Origin of the sequence: Kitasatospora sp. NPDC127111 (assembly GCF_042677465.1) — a bacterium.
Classification (GTDB): Bacteria; Actinomycetota; Actinomycetes; order Streptomycetales; family Streptomycetaceae; genus Kitasatospora.
The window spans coordinates 308672-327323 of the sequence record NZ_JBHXTG010000001.1 but is presented as its reverse complement, the minus strand read 5'-3'; the positions used below and the strand labels follow the sequence as shown (position 1 = coordinate 327323).

Annotated in this window: 20 protein-coding genes; 7 read left to right on the top strand and 13 right to left on the bottom strand. The window is 72.7% G+C overall.

What is annotated here, in order from left to right; all coding sequences use genetic code 11:
- Nucleotides 1-139 precede the first annotated feature (139 nt).
- Nucleotides 140-679, top strand: a complete 540-nt coding sequence (locus tag ACFVHB_RS01575; RefSeq protein ID WP_380314200.1) for a VanZ family protein — start codon at nt 140-142, stop codon at nt 677-679.
- Here ACFVHB_RS01575 and ACFVHB_RS01570 read toward each other — a convergent pair.
- Together ACFVHB_RS01570 and ACFVHB_RS01565 are read right to left on the bottom strand one after the other, a co-directional pair.
- Nucleotides 646-789, bottom strand: coding sequence for a hypothetical protein (locus ACFVHB_RS01570; protein WP_380314199.1), 144 nt, complete (start codon nt 787-789; stop codon nt 646-648). The two genes, ACFVHB_RS01575 and ACFVHB_RS01570, sit on opposite strands and share 34 nt — an antisense overlap.
- Nucleotides 790-796: 7 nt before the next feature.
- Entirely contained in the window at nt 797-1438 is a 642-nt protein-coding gene (locus ACFVHB_RS01565; protein ID WP_380314198.1) for a PhzF family phenazine biosynthesis protein, read from the bottom strand.
- A 370-nt stretch (nt 1439-1808) separates the two neighbouring features.
- Between ACFVHB_RS01565 and ACFVHB_RS01560 the strand changes: the two genes are divergently transcribed.
- On the top strand, nt 1809-2276 hold the full coding sequence (locus ACFVHB_RS01560; RefSeq protein WP_380314197.1) for a hypothetical protein: 468 nt from the start codon (nt 1809-1811) through the stop codon (nt 2274-2276).
- Nucleotides 2277-2359: 83 nt separating this feature from the next.
- On the opposite strand, the gene ACFVHB_RS01555 is transcribed toward ACFVHB_RS01560, so the two are convergent.
- The 3 genes from ACFVHB_RS01555 to ACFVHB_RS01545 form a co-directional block, all read right to left on the bottom strand.
- Nucleotides 2360-2773 carry a hypothetical protein gene (locus tag ACFVHB_RS01555; RefSeq protein WP_380314196.1) on the bottom strand — a complete coding sequence of 138 codons (414 nt, stop codon included), beginning with the start codon at nt 2771-2773 and terminating at the stop codon, nt 2360-2362.
- A 109-nt stretch (nt 2774-2882) separates the two neighbouring features.
- Nucleotides 2883-4163: an aspartate--tRNA(Asn) ligase gene (aspS, locus tag ACFVHB_RS01550; protein WP_380314195.1), complete on the bottom strand. Its 1281-nt coding sequence runs from the start codon at nt 4161-4163 to the stop codon at nt 2883-2885.
- A 295-nt stretch (nt 4164-4458) separates the two neighbouring features.
- Complete coding sequence (locus ACFVHB_RS01545; RefSeq protein WP_380314194.1) at nt 4459-5367, bottom strand: MerR family transcriptional regulator; 909 nt, start codon at nt 5365-5367, stop codon at nt 4459-4461.
- Between the two features lie 228 nt (nt 5368-5595).
- On the opposite strand from ACFVHB_RS01545, the gene ACFVHB_RS01540 reads away from it, so the two are divergent.
- On the top strand, nt 5596-6423 hold the full coding sequence (locus tag ACFVHB_RS01540; RefSeq protein WP_380314193.1) for an LPXTG cell wall anchor domain-containing protein: 828 nt from the start codon (nt 5596-5598) through the stop codon (nt 6421-6423).
- 341 nt (nt 6424-6764) lie between these two features.
- Entirely contained in the window at nt 6765-6947 is a 183-nt protein-coding gene (locus ACFVHB_RS01535) for a PspC domain-containing protein (protein WP_238862903.1), read from the top strand.
- Between the two features lie 96 nt (nt 6948-7043).
- On the opposite strand, the gene ACFVHB_RS01530 is transcribed toward ACFVHB_RS01535, so the two are convergent.
- From ACFVHB_RS01530 to ACFVHB_RS01520, 3 genes are all read right to left on the bottom strand, one after another.
- Entirely contained in the window at nt 7044-7400 is a 357-nt protein-coding gene (locus ACFVHB_RS01530) for a hypothetical protein (protein WP_380314192.1), read from the bottom strand.
- A gap of 212 nt (nt 7401-7612) precedes the next feature.
- Nucleotides 7613-8761, bottom strand: a complete 1149-nt coding sequence (locus ACFVHB_RS01525) for an adenosine deaminase (RefSeq protein WP_380314191.1) — start codon at nt 8759-8761, stop codon at nt 7613-7615.
- 120 nt (nt 8762-8881) lie between these two features.
- Nucleotides 8882-9847: a LysR family transcriptional regulator gene (locus ACFVHB_RS01520; RefSeq protein WP_380314190.1), complete on the bottom strand. Its 966-nt coding sequence runs from the start codon at nt 9845-9847 to the stop codon at nt 8882-8884.
- Between the two features lie 105 nt (nt 9848-9952).
- On the opposite strand from ACFVHB_RS01520, the gene ACFVHB_RS01515 reads away from it, so the two are divergent.
- The 3 genes from ACFVHB_RS01515 (at nt 9953) to ACFVHB_RS01505 (ending at nt 12606) form a co-directional block, all read left to right on the top strand.
- Nucleotides 9953-11242 (top strand): MFS transporter, encoded by a 1290-nt coding sequence (locus ACFVHB_RS01515; protein ID WP_380314189.1) that lies wholly within the window; start codon nt 9953-9955, stop codon nt 11240-11242.
- 90 nt (nt 11243-11332) lie between these two features.
- Entirely contained in the window at nt 11333-12010 is a 678-nt protein-coding gene (locus ACFVHB_RS01510) for an alpha/beta fold hydrolase (protein WP_380314188.1), read from the top strand.
- 41 nt (nt 12011-12051) lie between these two features.
- Entirely contained in the window at nt 12052-12606 is a 555-nt protein-coding gene (locus ACFVHB_RS01505) for a Uma2 family endonuclease (RefSeq protein ID WP_380314187.1), read from the top strand.
- A 27-nt stretch (nt 12607-12633) separates the two neighbouring features.
- Here the strand turns inward: ACFVHB_RS01505 and ACFVHB_RS01500 are convergent, their stop codons facing one another.
- From ACFVHB_RS01500 to ACFVHB_RS01480, 5 genes are all read right to left on the bottom strand, one after another.
- Nucleotides 12634-13911, bottom strand: a complete 1278-nt coding sequence (locus ACFVHB_RS01500) for a thymidine phosphorylase (protein ID WP_380314186.1) — start codon at nt 13909-13911, stop codon at nt 12634-12636.
- Nucleotides 13912-14009: 98 nt separating this feature from the next.
- The gene (locus ACFVHB_RS01495; protein WP_380314185.1) at nt 14010-14411 is read right to left on the bottom strand and encodes a cytidine deaminase; all 402 of its coding nucleotides are present in this window, start codon (nt 14409-14411) and stop codon (nt 14010-14012) included.
- The gene (locus ACFVHB_RS01490) at nt 14408-15673 is read right to left on the bottom strand and encodes an ABC transporter permease (protein WP_380314184.1); all 1266 of its coding nucleotides are present in this window, start codon (nt 15671-15673) and stop codon (nt 14408-14410) included. Before ACFVHB_RS01490 ends, ACFVHB_RS01495 begins: the two co-directional genes overlap by 4 nt.
- A complete protein-coding gene (locus ACFVHB_RS01485) occupies nt 15670-16842 on the bottom strand; it encodes an ABC transporter permease (RefSeq protein ID WP_380314183.1) in 1173 nt (390 codons plus the stop codon). The genes ACFVHB_RS01490 and ACFVHB_RS01485 overlap by 4 nt, the downstream gene beginning before the upstream one ends.
- Before the next feature lie 4 nt (nt 16843-16846).
- Nucleotides 16847-18643: an ABC transporter ATP-binding protein gene (locus ACFVHB_RS01480; RefSeq protein WP_380314182.1), complete on the bottom strand. Its 1797-nt coding sequence runs from the start codon at nt 18641-18643 to the stop codon at nt 16847-16849.
- Between the last annotated feature and the right edge of the window lie 9 nt (nt 18644-18652).

The following is an 18652-nucleotide window of genomic DNA, read 5'->3' as shown; positions in this document are numbered from 1 at the left end:
CCTCACGGCGCGCACCCCTGACGGCCTTCGGGGTGCGCGCCGGAATGTTCACGCCTCCGGTGGAACCGCCGCGCCACCCGCTCACGTCCTTCCCCGCGTGCAGCGAGATGGCACCAGGACACGCGACGAGCGTTCCGGCGTGCGGACCGAGACCACCGGGCCGGCGACGGCCGTCCACCATTCCCTCCGCCTGGTGGGCCTGTCCGGACTCGCCCTCCAGCTGGTCCTGGCCGGCTGGCTCGTGCTGAGACCGCTGCCGGTGGCCTGGGTCTACGACGCCAACCTGACGCCGCTGGCCTCGCTCCGCTCCTCCACCGCCTGGCAGCTCCTCGGCGAGCTGCTCCTGCTGGCGCCGCTCGGCGTGCTGCTCCCGCTGTCCGGCGGCCGCCTCCGGGCGCCCTGGCTGCCGTCCTTCCTCCGCACCACCGGCGTGTCGGCCCTGCTGGCCACCGCCCTGGAGTTCCTCTCCTCCTGGACCCCGGGCCACGTCCTGGACGTCGACCACATACTGTTCGCCGTCATCGGTGTCGCCGCCGCCCACCTGGCCGTGGTCCCCGCCGCCCGCACGCTCGCCGTCCACGCCCTCCACCGCCCACCCCGGGCCCCCCGCCCGGCACCCTCCCCGGCCCCGGCCCCACCCGCCGTCTACGCCGAACCCGCCCCCAGCCACGGCCGCTGAGCCCCGCGATCGACCAGCGCCCGGCCGGTGAGCACCCGGACGGCCTTGAGCACCTCGATCCGGTGCTCGCCCGTGGCGGTGAGCGTGGCGGTGAACTCCGGTTCCTCCACGGCGTCGCTACGCCGGCCGCACCCGGCCGCCGACCTCGATCAGGCCGTCGGCGCGGACCCCCGTGACGAGCTGCGAGCCGCGCCCCTGGGTGATCGTCAGGCCCCGCCCGAGTTCGGCGGTCAGCAGCAGGGCGGCCGCGCCGGTCGCCTCGTCCTCGTCGATCCCGTCCCCGCGCCCGGGGAAGGCCCGCGCCCGCACCGTACCGGCGCGCTCGTCCTGCCAGGCCCAGGCGTACACCCACGCGCCCGGCGGCGGGACGTCCAGGGACTCCACCTCGGCGGCGGTGGCGTACCGCCGCAGGGTCCGCGGCGGGGCCCAGTCCGCGCGGGCCGTGATCCGCGTGAACTCGCCGTCCCGCCGCACGCCGACGACCCCGGCCGGGGTGACCAGCCGGTCCGCGCCGAGCAGCCAGCCGACACCGACGCACGGGTGGCCGGCGAAGGGGAGCCGGAGGCCGGGCGTGTAGATGTCGATGACGCCGCGCTCGGCGTCGTCCACGAACACGGTCTCGCTGAAACCGAGCCCGCGGGCGACGGCCTGCCGGTCCGCCTCGCCGGGGACGGCGGCGCCGTCGCGGACCACACCGAGTTCGTTGCCGTGCTCGCCGTCCGGGCCGCAGAACACGCGCAGCACCTGGTGGTCGGCCATCTAACCTTCTCCGTCCGTCCGTTCGACGCCCGAGCAGGGCCGGGCGGTGCGCGGGAACGCGTGGAGGCCGCTGCCGGCACGGCCCCCCCTACCGCTGCTTCGCCCCCAAACCTCCGGCAACCGCGGCATCCTAACCGATCGCGCGGACGACTCGTGAAGCTATTTCACCGCCCGACGACCAACGCGCCGCCACCGGAAAGGACTCGAAAGGGCCTCATAACGGACCGTTCCCCCCACCCGGCCAGAACGCCGGAAGGAATGTCGTCATGACTCCGTGACGAAAAAGCGCGACCGGATGTCGGCGGCGTCCAGTACTGTGCGCACTCGTCCCCAACAGCAGTTCCACCTCACTCCCCACAGGAATGCCTTCGTGAACCTCGACTTCAGCGTCGACCCGCTCTTCTCCTGGTACGTCGTGCTGCTGGCGATCAGCGGGATCGCCATGATCCTCCTCGGCGCCATCAACCTCGGCGGCGGTCTGAGCGCGGGCTGGCGTGCCATCAACGTGCTCGTCGGCATCGGGTTCGCCAGTTACGCCTATTACCTGGCGTTCGTCTTCGAGGGCAGCTCGTACCGGATCTTCTTCCAGGCGTTCATCCTGCCGGTGGTGCTGATCGCCAACGCGGTGAAGGCGCTGGTGGCGCGCACCAACGCCCCGGCCCCGCAGCCGGTCCCGGGCGCCGCGCCGTACGACCCGAACGCGCCGTTCGCCCAGCCCAACCCGTACGCCCAGGCCAACCCGTACGCCCAGTCGACCCCGGTCCCGCCGCAGGGCGCCCCGGCCGCGCCGCCGGCCCAGCCGCAGACCCCGCCGGCCCCGCAGCCCCCGGCCAACTGAACTACCCGACCGCGCCGTTCGCCTGGCAGCCACCCGCCGCCCGGCGAGCGGCGCGGTCGTGTTCCACCCGAGCCGGCCCGGGGTCAACCGGTGGCCGGGGCGGCGTGCCGCTGCTGGAGCCCCTTGATCTGCCGGATCCAGAACTCCCACTTGGCGTCCACCGGTGCGCCCTTGGGCAGCAGGCCGAGCTGCTGGGCGAGCGCGTAGAAGCCCGACCCGGCGTCGTTCTCGCCCTGGTAGCGCACCAGCGCGGAGAGCATGAGGCCCGACTGCGGGAAGTCCCGGTCGACGATGAGCCCGAGCAGGTGGCCCATGGCCGCCCGGTCCCGCGCCTGGCCGAAGTCGAAGCCCGGCAGGCCGGTCCGCTCGACCAGCACCGCGTTCATCTCGGTGTACGTGGTCGTGGGATCGCTGAGCCCGGCCCGTTCCCGGAGGAAGTCGAGGCCCGCCCCGACCAGTTCGTCCCACTCCAACTCGTCCCGACCGTACTTGGACATCCAGCCTCCTCGGAGCCGCCCGACGAACGCGACCGTACCGCTGCCGGGGCCGCCGCGTCCGCCCGTCGCGGAGGAGCCACCACAACGGGTGGACGCGGACGGCGACCGGTCAGGGTGTGAGCCGGTGCAGGTCGCGCGGGAAGAGCGTGGTGCGACGGACGTTGTCCGCTCCGGTCAGCCGGGCCGTCCAGCGCTCCAGGCCGAGGGCGAAGCCCCCGTGCGGGGGCATGCCGTGGGCGAAGGAACGCAGGTAGGCCGCGTACGGCTCCGGCGATTCGCCCCGGGCGGCGAGTGCGGCGAGGTAGTCCTCGTGCCGGTGCAACCGCTGGCCGCCGGTGACCAGTTCGAGCCCTCGGAAGAGCAGGTCGAAGCTGTTCGAGTACTCCGGCCGCCCCGGCTCCGGGTGGGTGTAGAACGGCCGTTTGCGCATCGGGTAGCCGACCACGAACAGGAACTCGCTGCCGTGCTCGCGCAGCGCCCACTCGCTCAGCCACCGTTCGTGCGCGGGTGCGAGGTCCGGCTCGTCGGCGCCGAGCAGCCGCATCGCCTCGGCGAAGTGGATCTGCGGGATCTCGGCCGGCACGACGGGCAGTTCCGCCGCCAGCAGCTCCACGGCACCGGCCGCGCGGGCGGCCACCGACTCGGCCATCCCGGCGACGGCCTCGCGGACGACGGCCATCACGTCGCGGTGGTCGGCGATGAAGCCGAGCTCCGCGTCCAGACTGGTGTACTGCGCGAGGTGGCGCGCGGTGTCGTGCGGCTCGGCGCGGAACACCGGCCCGGTCTCGTAGACGCGCTCGAAGACGCCGACCATGGCCTGCTTGAAGAACTGCGGCGACTGCGCGAGGTACGCGGGCCGGCCGAACCAGTCGAGCGCGAAGACGTCGGCGCCGGACTCGGTGGCCGAGGAGACCACCTTCGGCGTCTGGATCTCGGTGAAGCCGAGCCCGTCGAGCGTCGCCCGGAACCCGGCCACCGAGGCGGCGGAGATCCGGTGCGGAGCGGCGAGCCGCGGGTGCCGCAGGGTGACCGGCGCGCCGTCGAGGATGACGGGCAGGGCGGCCTGGACGGTCGGGCGGTAGAGGCCGAACGGCGGCGCCTCGGCGAGGCCGGACAGCACCTCGACGACGGGGGAGGTCAGCTCGACGCCGTTCGGTGCCTGCGGGTTGGCCGTGACGGTGCCCCGGACCCGCAGCACGGTCTCCTCGGGGACGTCGGCCTCCCCCTCGGCGGCGACCACCTGGGCGAGGCCCGAACGGTCCCGCAGCACGAGGAAGGTCACGGACTTCAGAGCGCGGCGGCGGTGCAGCCAGCCGCGGAGTTCGATGGACTCGCCGATCCGGCCGGGTAGTTCGGCGGCCAGGACGCGGGCGGTCGTCGGGTGGATCATCGCGGCCCTCCAGGGGCGTCGTGGTGATCCCTTGGAAGTGCGGGCGAGAAGGGGACTCGCGGTACCACCGCACCTTCGCCGCCACCCGTGGCGGGCGGCGGCCTCGTTGCTGGCCCGGTGACGGGGGCCGGCCGGCGGGGCATTTCCTCCCCGCACTCAGGAGTGTCTTCGCTCCGGGGCGCGAGGCCGCCTTCACAGCTACCGGCGGCTCTCTCGGCTCACGGGTCCCGGAGGTACTCGTCTCCCTCGACGCGTTGCAGGGAGAGTAGACGCGCCGCCCCCGACCGGCAACGGATTAACCGTGCGGGTGGCCCGATTGCCCGCCCTCGATCCCGTCTTCGCCGGGCCCGTCCGCGGCGACGGGCCGGGCACAGGCCGTTCCGCCCGCCGGGGTGAAGACGCCCGCGACGTCGGCCACGTGCTCGCCCTCCTCGGCCGTCTCCCAGTTCGGGTAGTACACCTCGCGGGTGGCCCCGGTGCGGGCGTGGCCCTGCTCGCGAATCCAGGTGAGCACGGCGTCGTGCACCCCCACCATCGTCGCGAAGTCCCGGTCCCCCTTGCCCAGTTCCGTGTACGCCTCGCGGTGCGCCGGCTCGATCCGCACCCCGATCTCCCCCGCGGGCTCGACCGCGTCCGTCGTCGGTACGCAGACCTCGACCGGGCCGTCCGAGTCGTCGCTCACGATGCCGTGGTAGACGGCGAAGAGCGGGCCGGACGGGCCGGCACCGGTCGTCCGCAGGTGCGCGAAGATCGCACCCGTGGCCTCGCCGAGGAAGTCGAGGAGGCCCTCGGCGGTGACACGGCGCCGGATGAACAGCACCTTCTGCTCGGGCACGTCGCGCTCGGCCATCTCGTACATCCGCGGACTCCTTCCGGCCAGTACTTCTCGGGCGTAGCCCACCGCCTCCCGGCGGGCCGCGTGCACGGACCGCTCCTTCCGCCAGTAGGCGTCGAGCAGCCGGACCGACTCGGTTCCGCCCGGGTCGAGCACCCCCGCGATCAGCGCCAGCGGCATCCCGGTGGCGCGCAGCAGGGCGATCCGGCGGGCCCGCTCGACCTGGACCGGGGCGTACCGCCGGAACCCGGTCCGCGGATCGACGTGCGCGGGCGGCAGCAGCCCCCGGTCCGCGTACAGCCGCAGCGCCTTGTGGCTCAGCCCGGTCCTGGCCGCGAGCTCCCCGATGCCGATCAAGTCCTCGTGCATGCCGTCACTCTGGCCCCTGCCCCAGGGGCAGAGGCAAGGAGCCCCCGGAACACGGAGGACTTCACCGAATCCTTACAGTCGTCATTTCGGACAATCAATTCGCTATCGCCGCATACCCCATGACACCGGACTTGACCGGCGTATGCACCACGTAGAAGCCTTGGCCGCCCTTCGGACTCCCCCGGGGGCGTCATTTCTCACTCGGCCTTCGACAGTGAGTTGATAGTCATGCGTCTTACCAACCTCCTCCGCACGTCCGCCACGGTGGCGGCAGCGGCCGGTCTGCTGGCCGCCTCGGCCGTCGCCCCGGCGTACGCGACGGCGGGCACCTACACGGTGCAGCTGCGGCAGTCCCTCCCGCGCACCGCGTCCTCCACCGAGGGCGGCGTCCCCAGCAGCGGCGAGCAGTGCCCCGGGATCCCTTCGACCATGGACGGCTGGCACTTCGTCCTGCCCACCAACGAAGCGCACTTCGTGAAGCTGACCGTCACCTTCGAGCCGGGTGGCCAGCAGGTCGTCACCACCTTCGGCCCGCCGACCGACAAGCACGCCTACGTGGCGTCGACGCCGGGCGCCAAGCTCACCGCGGCCGTCGCCGAGGTGAGCGGCGGTGACGTGAAGCTGTTCAACCTGTCGCACACCTGCGCGGCGGTCGCTCCGACCACGACCCCGTCGAGCCCGGCGCCCAGCACCTCGCCCAGCGCCTCCACCTCGCCGAGCAGTTCCGCCTCGCCGAGCGGCTCCGCCTCGCCGTCGGCCTCGCCGAGCGGCTCCACCTCGCCGAGCGGCAGCACCTCCCCCACGCCGTCGACGAGCGGTTCGTCCTCCCCGAAGCCGTCGGCGAGCAGCTCGACGGCCGCCGGCACGAGCCCGTCGGCGACCGTCTCCGCCGCCGCGCCCAGCGCGTCCCCGTCCGTCACCGCCACCGGTTCGGGCGGCGGGAGCCTGGCGTCCACCGGCGCCAGCGTCGGCGGGGCCGCCCTGGCCGGCGTGCTGCTGATCGGCGCGGGCGGCGCGCTGGTCATGCGCCGCCGCAAGGCGGCCGCCCAGCAGTAGCGGGCGACCGCACCGACGACGAGCGGCGAGGTCCGGACGGGCCCCGCCGCTCGTTCGCGTCTCCGGGTGGGTCCGGGTGGTCCGCCTCCGCGCACGACGACCGGGGCGGCCGCGACGGGGCCGCTCGGGACCGGAGGCCGACCGGCCCGGCTCCCCGCTCCGCCGGCCGCCGGTCTCCGGGGCGCCCCTGAGGGGAACCCCGAGAGGACGTCCGTCTTCCCGATGACGGAGCTCCGGGGCGGGATCGCCGTCCAGGTTGAGGATTCGGCGGCCGCGGCGGCGGAGCATGGAAGTACGCCAGCCGGAGGGACCGGCCCAGGCGCTACGACACGGAGACCGCCATGAGCCGCCTCGCCCGCCCCCGCCACAACCGCGTCATCGCCGGCGTCTGCGCCGGGATCGCCGAGCGCTTCGGCCTGTCGCCGTGGACCGTCCGGATCATCTTCCTGGCCTCCTGCCTGCTGCCCGGCCCGCAGTTCCTGATCTACCTGGCGCTCTGGCTGCTGCTCCCGCAGGAGCCGTGACGCCCTCGGGAACGGTGACCACGGGCACGACGACAACGGGCCGCCCGCGCCCCGGCATCACCGGGGTGCGGGCGGCCCGCCGCGCGACAGGGCGTGTCAGCCGCCGAGGCCCGGCAGCGGGAGGGTCTGGGTCAGCCCGCCGAGCGGGGTCTTGTCCAGGCCCGGGACGTTCGGCACGGCGGCGCGCTGCGCGGCGTCACCGGCGGGGGCGGTCACGGCCTGCCCGGTGCTCGGGTTGAGGGTGCCGAGGGTGCCGGCGACCTTGTCGCCGCCGGGCAGCTTGCCCGCGGTGTCGACGACCGCGCCGGTCACGGCCGGGTTGGTCACCGCGCCCGTGGGAAGCCCGAGGCCACCGGCGGCGGCCGGGTCGGCGGACGCGCTGCCGGCGCCCACCGCCGCGATGGCGATGCCGAGCGCGGCGGTACCGGCGGCCTTGAGAGTGGCCTGCTTCATGTTCGTCCCCTTGAATCCTCGTCGGTGGCCGACATCCACGGCAGGGCGGCGGGTTCCGCCGCCACGGCCGGTCGGCGATGACTGGCACACCGTAGTGATTGGATCGCACGAGGATCAAAGGGCGTTAACCCACACGAGTGGGTAGTCAGATGAACGCCAATTTCCTTACGGGACAAAGGCGTTCATCCGACCACACACCACCCGATCCGGCTTCAGGAGCCGACGCTGAACAGCCACTCCGCCTTGAGCTCGGCGTAACCCGGCTTGATCACGTCGTTGATCATCGCGAGCCGCTCGTCGAACGGCAGGAACGCCGACTTCATCGCGTTCACGGTGAACCACTCCATGTCGCCCAGCGTGTAGCCGAAGGCCTCCACCAGGTGCCCGAACTCGCGGCTCATGCTGGTGCCGCTCATCAGCCGGTTGTCGGTGTTCACCGTCACCCGGAACTTCAGCCGGCTGAGCAGCCCGATCGGGTGCTCGGCGTACGAGGTGGCCGCCGCCGTCTGGAGGTTGGAGGTGGGGCACATCTCCAGCGGGATGCGCTTGTCGCGCACGTACGCGGCCAGCCGGCCGAGCTCGACGCTGCCGTCCTCGTTCACGGTGATGTCGTCGACGATCCGGACGCCGTGGCCGAGCCGGTCGGCGCCGCAGCACTGCAGGGCCTCCCAGATCGACGGCAGGCCGAAGGCCTCGCCCGCGTGGATGGTGAAGTGGTTGTTCTCGCCCTTGAGGTAGTCGAAGGCGGCCTGGTGGCGGGTGGGGGGGTACCCGGCCTCGGCACCGGCGATGTCGAAGCCGACGACGCCCTGGTCCCGGTGGCGGTTGGCCAGCTCGGCGATCTCCTGCGAGCGCGCGGCGTGCCGCATCGCGGTGATCAGGGTGCCGATGCGGATGCGGTGGCCGGCGGCCTTGGCGTTCGCCTCGCCGAGCCGGAAGCCCTCCTGGACGGCCTCGACGACCTCGTCCAGGGTCAGGCCGCCCTCCAGGTGCTGCTCGGGGGCGTAGCGGACCTCGGCGTACACGACGCCGTCGGCGGCCAGGTCCTCGGCGCAGTCGGCGGCGACCTTGATCAGGGCCTCGCGGGTCTGCATCACGGCGCAGGTGTGCGCGAAGGTCTCCAGGTAGCGGACCAGCGAGCCGGAGTCGGCGGCCTCGCGGAACCACTCGCCGAGTTCCTTCGGGTCGGTGGTGGGGAGACCTTCGTAGCCGACCGCGGCGGCCAGCTCGACCACGGTCTCGGGGCGGAGTCCGCCGTCGAGGTGGTCGTGCAGGAGCACCTTCGGGGCGCGGGCGATCTGGTCGGGGGTGGGGATCCGGGGGCCGGTGCCCGCGGTGGTGACGGGGATCTGCTTCTCCATTGCGAGAGTGTAGCTCCTACGCGCGTAGACAGCCACCGTCCACGCGCCGGTTCGGCCAATGCGCACCCGGATTCCACCGAACGGGTGCGCACGCACCACGGGTGCCCCGGGAGGCGGCCCTCAGTCGTGCTGCAGCAACCGCCCCCGCCGCGACAGCACGAAGTCCCGGAACGCCGCCACCGGCGGGGTCGGCGGCCGCCCCGCCGCCCATGCCAGCCCGATCGCCCGGCGGGTGCGCGGCGCCGTCACCTCGAGCTCCACCACCCCCGGCCGCGCCACCAGCGCGGGCGGTAGCAGCGCCACCCCCAGCCCGGCCGCGACCAGCCCGCGCAGCGTCTCCGCCTCCTCGCCCTCGAAGGCGATCCGCGGCGCGAACCCGGCCTCCGCGCAGAACCCGTCCGTGATCGCGCGCAGCCCGTACCCGCGCTCCAGGCCGACGAACGGCTCCTCGGCCACCTCCGCCAGCCGGATCCGCCGCCGCCCGGCCAGCCGGTGGTCGGCCGGCACCACCAGGTACAGCCGCTGCTCGTCCAGCGGACGGGCCACCAGCGCCGGGTCGTCCTCCGGCAGCGGCGAGACCAGGCAGAGATCCAGCTCCCCGTCCTTCAGCCGCTCCAGCATCGCCCCGACGTAGTCCTGCACCAGTTGGAACCGCACCTGCGGGTGCGCCGCCCGGAACCCGCGCAGCAGCGCCGGCACCGCGTCCGTCCCCATGGTGTGCAGGAAGCCGAACGCCACCCGCCCGGCCGCCGGGTCCGCCTCCGCCCGGGCCGCCTCGGCGCCGCGCTCCAACTCGGCCAGTGCCCGCTCCACCGAGGCCCGCAGCAGCCGGCCGGCCCGGGTCAGCCGGACCGTCCGGCCCTGACGGGCCAGCAGGTCCACGCCCAGCTCCGCCTCCAGCCGGGCCACCGCCCGGGACAGCGTCGGCTGCGGCATGCCGAGCACCACCGCCGCCTGCGTCACGTGCTCCAGCCGGGCCACCGCCGCGAACTGGGCCAGCTGCGGCGCGAGTCGGACGGCCGGCGGCTCCGGCCCCAACTCCGCGAGCCGGTGCGGGAGCTCGAACTCCCCGGTGCTCTCCGCCATTGCGCCCGTCCTCCCCGCAGCCACCTGCGCTCATGCACTGACGCATGCATTATCGACCAACCATGCATTGGACGCATCAGCGCCACCCGGCCTAACGTCGACGCCATGCAGCCCTCCAGTACCGGGGCATCCGTGGCCACTCCGGATGCCCTCGCCCAGCCGTCCCCGATCACCGCACGCACCGACGACCGCCACCGCGCCGGCCAGCGCGCCTTCCGCCGCGCCAACCTCGCGCTCTTCGCCGCCGGCATCGCGACCTTCGTCCTCCTCTACTCCACCCAGGGCCTGCTGCCGGTCCTCTCGGCCGACCTCGACCTCACCCCGGGCCAGGCCAGCTGGACGGCCTCCGCGGCCACCCTGGGCCTCGCCCTCGCCCTGCTCCCGGCCAGCGCGCTCTCCGACCGCTACGGGCGCACCGCGGTGATGACCGCCTCCGTGCTGGCCGCCGCCGCCCTCGCCCTGGCCCTGCCGTTCGCCCCGGACCTCACCACCCTGGTCGTGCTGCGCGCCCTCCAGGGCGCCGCCCTCGCCGGACTGCCCGCCACGGCGATGGCCTACCTCGCCGAGGAGGTCCACCCCAGCGCGCTCGCCTCCGCGATGGGCCTGTACGTGGCCGGCAACAGCATCGGCGGCATGGGCGGCCGGCTGCTCTCCGGCTGGGTCGCGGCCGGCCTCGGCTGGCGCTGGGGCCTGGCGGCCTCCGCCGCGCTCGCGCTGCTCGCCGCGCTGGCCTTCCGGCTGCTGATCCCCGCCGCCCGCCACTTCACCCCGGCCCCGGTGGACGCCCGCGCCCTCGCCCGCACCGTCGGCCGGCACCTGCGCAACCCGCTGCTGGTCCGGCTCTACGCGCTCGGGCTGCTCTTCATGGCCGTGTTCGGCGCGGTCTACAACACCGTCGGCTACCGGCTGATCTCCGCGCCGTTCAACCTGCCGGAGTCGGTCGCCGCCTCGATCTTCGTGGTGTACCTGGTCGGCACCGGCACCTCGGCCGCCGCGGGCCGGCTCTCCGGCCGCCTCGGCCGGCGCGGCGCCCTCTACGCCTCCATCGGCGTGACCGCCGCCGGCCTGCTGCTCTCGCTCGCCGGCTCGCTGCTCTGCGCCCTGCTCGGCCTGGTCCTGATCACGGCCGGCTTCTTCGCCGGCCACGCGACCGCGTCCTCCGCCGTCGGCCGCACCGTCACCGAGGGCCGCGCCCAGGCCTCCGCGCTGTACCTGATCGCCTATTACCTGGGCAACAGCCTCGGCGGGACGGTCGGCGCCGACGCGTACCACGCCACCGGCTGGCCGGGTGCCGCCGCCGTGGGCCTCACCGCCATGACCCTGGCCGCCGCCGTCACCCTCTACGCCACCCGCCGGGCCCTCGCCGCCCGCCGGACCGTCCCCGCCGTCCACTGACGATCAAGAACCGGCGGATACCTGACACAGGGCGTCAGGTATCCGCCGTAGCTTTCCTCTCGTCCCACCCGATCGACCAGAGGAACGCACATGGCCACCTTCGTCCTCATCCCCGGCGTCCTGCACGGCGGTTGGTGGTACCGGCCGCTCACCGCGGGGCTGCGGGCCGCCGGACACGAGGTGTTCCCCGTGACGCTGACCGGGGTCAGCGAGCGCGGCCACCTCAACGCCCTGGCCGTCGACCTCGACACCCACATCCAGGACGTGCTCGGGCTGCTGGAGGCCGAGCGGATCACCGACGCCGTCCTCGTCGCGCACAGCTACGGCGGGATGGTCGCCTCGGGGGTCGCCGACCGCGCGCCGGAGCGGATCGCCGGGCTGGTCCACGCGGACGCCTTCGTGCCGCGCGACGGGGAGTCGGCGTACACCATCGTCAACGAGGTCTGGAAGCAGCGGTACCTGGCCGGCGCCGCGGCCGGCGGCGGCCACACCCTGGTCGGCCGGCACCCCGACCTCGACCCGCGCGCCACCGTCCACCCGCTGGCCACCCTGCTCCAGCCGATCAGGCTCACCGGCGCCGCCGACGCGCTCGCCGTACCCCGCGTGTACCTGCACGCCGAGGAGTTCGAGGACACCCCGTTCCTGGAGACCCTCGACCGGCTGCGGCAGGACCCCGCCTGGACGGTGCACACCCTCCCGGTCGGCCACGACCTCGTCCGCGAGGCCCCCGAGGAGTTCCTCGAGCTCACCCTCACCGCGACGGGCTGAGAACAGCCCGTCCGTCGGCGTGCATCGATAGACTCCGCAATATGAGCAACGATCCTGCTGTGTACGCCCGGTTGCGCGAGATCGCCGATCAGCTGCCGCAGGTGCCGGGGATAGGGAAGATCGAGATCGCCGACGGCGAGATCGTCATGATGATGTCGCCGGTCAGGAAGCACGAACTCGCCGTCATCCGGATCGCTCGGCAGCTCAACGCCCAGCTTCCGCAGACGCATCCGGGCCACATCGCGCATCCCGGGGCCGACCTGGAGGACGTCGGCCTGGGCCGACTGCGGAATCCCGACCTGATGGTCTTCGCCGAGAGGGTCCTCGAAAGCGACCAATCCGCCCTCCTGCCGCACGAGGTCCTGCTGGTCGTCGAGATCGTCTCCAAGTCCAACCCCGAGAACGACTACCACGGCAAGGTCCGCGACTACGCGGCCATGGGCATTCCGTTCTACCTGATCGTCGACCCCCGGACCGGCACCGGCATCGTGCACTCGGAACCCGGCTACACCTCGCGCAAGGAGTTCGCCTTCGGCGACACGGTCACCGTCGGCCCGTGGGCGCTCGACACCAGCGGTCTGCTCACGTACGCCTGACCAGGCGTACGTGAGCAGACCCACGGCTCACGCGATGCGGTCGAGCACGATCGGGTTCGGGGTGAACGCCGTCCCCGCCGGGGCGACCTCGATGCCGCCGGCGAGGGCCTCGATGGCGTAGTCGTAGCGCTCCGGGGTGTCGGTGTGCAGGGTCAGCAGGGGCTGGCCGGCCACCACGGTGTCGCCGGGCTTGGCGTGCATCTCGACGCCGGCGCCGGCCTGCACCGGGTCCTCCTTGCGGGCGCGGCCCGCGCCGAGGCGCCAGGCGCAGACGCCGACCGCGTACGCGTCGAGCGTGGTGAGCACGCCGGAGGCCGGCGCGGGGATGACGTGCTGCTCACGGGCGACCGGGAGCGGGGCGTCGACGTCGCCGCCCTGGGCGGCGATCATGCGGCGCCAGTGGTCCATCGCGGAGCCGTCGCGCAGCGCGTCGGCCGGGTCCTTGCCGTGCACGCCGGCCGCGGCGAGCATCTCGCGGGCCAGCGCGAGGGTCAGCTCGACCACGTCGGCCGGGCCGCCGCCGGCCAGCACCTCGACCGACTCGCGGACCTCCAGCGCGTTGCCCGCGGTGAGGCCGAGCGGGGTGGACATGTCGGTGAGCAGGGCGACGGTGTTGACGCCGGCCGTGGTGCCGAGGCCGACCATGGTGCGGGCCAGCTCGCGGGCGTCGTCCAGGTTCTTCATGAAGGCGCCGGAGCCGACCTTCACGTCGAGGACGAGCGAGCCCGTCCCCTCGGCGATCTTCTTGGACATGATCGAGGAGGCGATCAGCGGGATCGCCTCGACCGTGCCCGTGACGTCGCGCAGCGCGTACAGCTTCTTGTCGGCGGGCGCGAGGCCGTCGCCGGCGGCACAGATCACCGCGCCGGTGTCGCGCAGCACCTGGAGCATCTCCTCGTTGGAGAGCAGGGCGCGCCAGCCGGGGATGGACTCCAGCTTGTCGAGGGTGCCGCCGGTGTGGCCGAGGCCGCGGCCGGACAGCTGCGGGACGGCCGCGCCGCAGGCGGCGACCAGCGGGGCGAGCGGCAGGGTGATCTTGTCGCCGACGCCGCCGGTGGAGTGCTTGTCGCTGGTGGGCTGGGCGAGCGAGGAGAAGTCCATCCGGACGCCGGAGCGGATCATCGCGTCGGTCCAGCGGCTGATCTCGCGCAGGTTCATGCCGTTGAGCAGGATCGCCATGGCGAGCGCGGACATCTGCTCGTCGGCCACCTCGCCGCGGGTGTAGGCGTCGATGACCCAGTCGATCTGAGCGTCGCTCAGCTCTCCGCGGTCGCGCTTGGTCCTGATGACGGAGATGGCGTCCATGGCTTGCTCCAAGAGGGGTTCAAAAAGCGAAGAGTGTCGCGAGCTGGCCGGTTTGCGGCCCCACTCGCGACACTCTACGCGCGTAACAGACAGAGAGACTAGAGCCGCTCCGGCCCGAACGCGTCGGGCAGGACCGCGCTCATCGGCTTCACCCCGGAGGGCAGCTCGACCAGCAGCTCCGGGCCGCCGTGCTCGTACAGCAGCTGGCGGCAGCGGCCGCACGGCATCAGCAGTTCGCCGGCCCCGTCCACACAGGTGAACGCGACCAGCCGGCCGCCGCCGCTCGCGTGCAGCGCGGAGACCAGGCCGCACTCGGCGCAGAGGCCGAGCCCGTACGAGGCGTTCTCCACGTTGCAGCCGGTGACCAGCCGGCCGTCGTCCACCAGGGCGGCCGCGCCGACCGGGAACGCGCTGTACGGGGCGTACGCGTGGCCCATCGCCTCGCGGGCCGCCTCGCGCAGCCGCTCCCAGTCGACCACCAGGCCGTCGGCGGACGTCACTTGCCCTGGCCCTTGCGGTAGACCTGGCCGTCCGCCTTCGGCGGCCGCAGCCGCTGCGAGGCCAGCGAGAGCACCACGAGGGTGATCACGTACGGCGTGGCCACGATCAGCGGACGCTCCACCTGGTCGGTGGTGAAGTACCAGGCGAACAGGCCGCCGGAGACCACGAAGGTGATCGCCGCGCCGGTCAGCTTCCGGCGGTAGGCGTTCCAGATCGCCAGCAGGAGCATCGCGATCGCGACGACCAGGATCAGCACGTGCACCGACTCCGGGTCGCGCAGCTGGAGGCTGTCGGTGAAGCCGAACAGGCCGGCGCCCATGGCGAGACCGCCGGGCATCCAGTTGCCGAAGATCATCGCCGCGAGGCCGATGAAGCCCCGGCCGAGGGTCTGGCCGTCCTTGTAGAAGTGCGCGGCGACCAGCGAGAGGTACGCACCGCCGAGGCCCGCGAAGGCGCCGGAGGCGACCACCGCGTAGTACTTGTACTTGTAGACGTTGACGCCCAGCGACTCGGCCGCGGTCGGGTTCTCACCGCAGGAGCGCAGCCGCAGGCCGAACACCGTGCGCCACAGGAGGAAGTAGCTGGCCACGATCAGCGCACCGGCCAGCGGCACCACCACCGAGATGTTGGTGACCAGACCGCCGAGCACGCCGGCGACGTCCGAGACCAGGAACCAGTGGTGGTTCTCCAGGCTCTTCAGCCCCGAGGAGAGGCCGGGGATGGTGATGTACGGCAGCGGATCGGCCGGCGGGGACTGGTTCGCCCCGGCGCCGTCGGCGATGTAGTCCTTGTAGTAGATCCGGTTGACGTACGCGCAGATGCCGGGGATCAGCAGGTTGATGCCGACGCCGGAGACGATGTGGTCGACGCCGAAGGTCACCGTGATGACGGCGTGCAGCAGACCGCCGAGCGCACCGCCCAGCATGCCGGCCAGCAGGCCGACCCACGGGTTGTACAGGAAGCCGGCCCAGGCACCGCAGAAGGTGCCGGCGACCATCATGCCTTCGAGGCCGATGTTGACCACGCCGGCCCGCTCGGACCAGAGACCGCCCAGACCGGCCATGCCGATCGGCACGGCGGCGCTGAGCGCGGCGGTGACCTGACCGGAGGAGGTCAGCGAGTGGTTGCCGGTGGCCATGCCCACGGCGGAGAAGAGGACCAGGGTGCCCGCGATCAGCAGCAGCACCACCGGCCAGGACATCTTGCGCTTCTTGGCGGGAGCGCCCGGCGCCTTCGCACGGGCAGCGGTGGCGGTGCTCATGCCGACACCTCCTTCTTCTCGTTGGCGGCCGCGGCCTGGGCGGCGAGCTCGGCGCCGACCTTCTGCTGCTGGCGCTTGAGGCCGTAGCGGCGCACCAGCTCGTACGCGACGACGACGCAGATGACGATGGTGCCCTGCATGACCGGGACGATCTCCTGCGGGAACCCGCCCTGGTTCGGCAGCAGCGCGCCGGTGGTGTCCAGGAAGGAGAAGAGCAGGGCCGAGAAGGCCATGCCGATCGGGCTGTTGCGGCCGAGCAGGGCGACCGAGATGCCGAGGAAGCCGAGGCCCGGCTGGAAGCTCTGGCCGAAGTAGTACGAGTTCTGCAGCAGCTCGGGCAGGCCGATCAGACCGGCCAGCGCGCCGGAGACCAGCATCGAGATGACGATCATGCGCTTGACGTTCACACCGGACGCGGTGGCCGCGGACTCCGAGCGGCCGGTGGCGCGCAGGTCGAAGCCGAAGCGGGTCCGGGTCAGGGTGAACTGGAAGGCCACGCCGACCAGGATCGCGATGAACAGGAAGCCGTACAGCGGGCCGCCGTTGGTGTCGAGCGTGAAGAAGTGGCTGGACTCCGAGACCGGGGCGGTCTGGATGGCGTTGGTGGTGCCGCCCTTCTCCGGCGCGAAGCGGCCGGGGACCAGCAGCAGACCGACGATGGCGATCGCGATGGCGTTCAGCATGATGGTCGAGATGACCTCGCTGACGCCGCGGAAGACCTTCAGCAGACCGGCGATGCTGGCGTAGAGGCCACCGACCAGCATGGCGGTGATCAGCAGCAGCGGGATCTGGATGAACGACGGCAGGTCGAGCCGGCTGCCGACGAACGCCGCGAACAGCGCCGCGACCTTGTACTGGCCCTCGACACCGATGTTGAAGAGGTTCATCCGGAAGCCGAAGGCCGCGGCCGCGGCGGCCAGGTAGTACGTGGTGGCCCGGTTCAGGATCAGCACCTGGCCGTCGGCCTTGGTGCCGAAGGTGACCATCACGTCCCAGGCGTCGAACGGGTTCTTGCCCGAGGTCGCCAGCAGGACCGAGCAGATCGCGACGGAGAGGACGACGGCGAGCACCGGCGCCGCGAGGGCGAGCACGATCTTCTCGACGCTGAACCGCTGCGCCAGGGAGCTCTTGGCCGCCGGCTTCGGGGCGGCGGGGGTGGGACTGGTCATGTGGCTACTCCCCCGCCTGCGGGTCGGCGGTGTCGGTGGGGGTGTCGGACGGGGCGGCGTCCTGCGGGCCGGACTCGGCCTCGGTGCCCTCGGCGAGGACCTCGTGGAACTCCTCGACGGCCTCCGGCTCGGACTCGATGTGGCCGCGGGCCGCACCGGTCATCGCGGTGCCCAGGTCCTCCGCGGTCACGGTGGCCGGGTCGGCGTCGGCGACCAGGCGGCCGCGGTAGATCACCCGGATGGTGTCGGAGAGGCCGATCAGCTCGTCCAGGTCGGCGGAGATCAGCAGCACCGCGAGGCCGGCCCGCTGGGCGGTCCGGATGTGCTCCCAGATCTGCGCCTGCGCGCCGACGTCCACACCGCGGGTCGGGTGGGCGGCGATCAGCAGCTTGGGGTCGTGGCTCATCTCGCGGCCGATGATCAGCTTCTGCTGGTTGCCGCCGGAGAGGGAGGCCGCGGTGACCTCGATGCCGGGGGTGCGGACGTCGTACTCCTCGACGATCCGCTGGGTGTCGCGGCGGGCGGCGGCCGGGTCGAGCAGCGCGCCCTTGGAGTTCGGGCTCTCGGTGACGTGGCCGAGGATCCGGTTCTCCCAGAGCGGGGCCTCCAGCAGCAGGCCGTGCCGGTGACGGTCCTCGGGGATGTAGCCGATGCCGGCCTCGCGGCGGGCCCGGGTGAGGGTGCCGGAGAGGTCCTTGCCGTCCAGGGTGATCGTCCCGGCGTCCAGCGGGAGCATGCCCATGATGGCCTCGACCAGTTCGGCCTGGCCGTTGCCCTCGACGCCGGCGATGCCGAGGATCTCGCCCTTGTGGATGCGCAGCGAGATGTCGTCCAGGACGACGCGCTCGATGCCCTCGGCGTCGGTCTTGGCGATCCGCAGACCCTGGACGTCCAGCATCTCGGTGGTGGTGACGGTGGACTCGCGGCTCTCCGGGGAGGGCAGCTCGGCGCCGACCATCATCTCGGCGAGCTGACGCGCGGTGACGTTCGCCGGGTCGGCGTCGCCGACCGTGGTGCCGCGCCGGATGACGCTGATCGCGTCCGCCACCGACAGCACCTCGTGCAGCTTGTGCGAGATGAAGATGACGGTGACGCCCTCGGACTTGAGGTCGCGCAGGTTGTCGAAGAGCGCGTCGACCTCCTGCGGGACGAGCACCGCGGTGGGCTCGTCGAGGATCAGGATCTTGGCGCCGCGGTAGAGCACCTTGAGGATCTCGACGCGCTGGCGGTCGGCCACGCCGAGGTCCTCGACCAGGGCGTCCGGGCGCACGCCCAGGCCGTACTGGTCGGAGATCTCCTTGATCTTCGCCTTGGCCTTGGCGCCGATGCCGTGGATCTTCTCGCCGCCGAGGACGACGTTCTCCCAGACGGTGAGGTTGTCGGCCAGCATGAAGTGCTGGTGCACCATGCCGATGCCGCGCGCGATGGCGTCGCCCGGGGTGTTGAACTCGCACAGCTCGCCGTTGATCGCGATGGTGCCCTCGTCCGGCTTCTGCATGCCGTAGAGGATCTTCATCAGCGTCGACTTGCCGGCGCCGTTCTCACCCATCAGGGCGTGCACGGTGCCGGTGGCGACGGTGAGGTTGATGTCGTGGTTGGCCACGACGCCGGGGAAGCGCTTGGTGATGCCGCGCAGTTCGACGGCCGGTGTCGCCGTCCCCGCGCTGGGGGTACCGCCCTTGCTGAGGGCGGGGTCGGATGCGGTGATGGCGATCTCCTGGTGGTCTGGAGGCGCGTCGTTGCGCTGGAGGGCCAAAGGAAAAAACGATGGGGGGACGGGACGGGGCCCGGGGGTACGCATTGAGCGCAC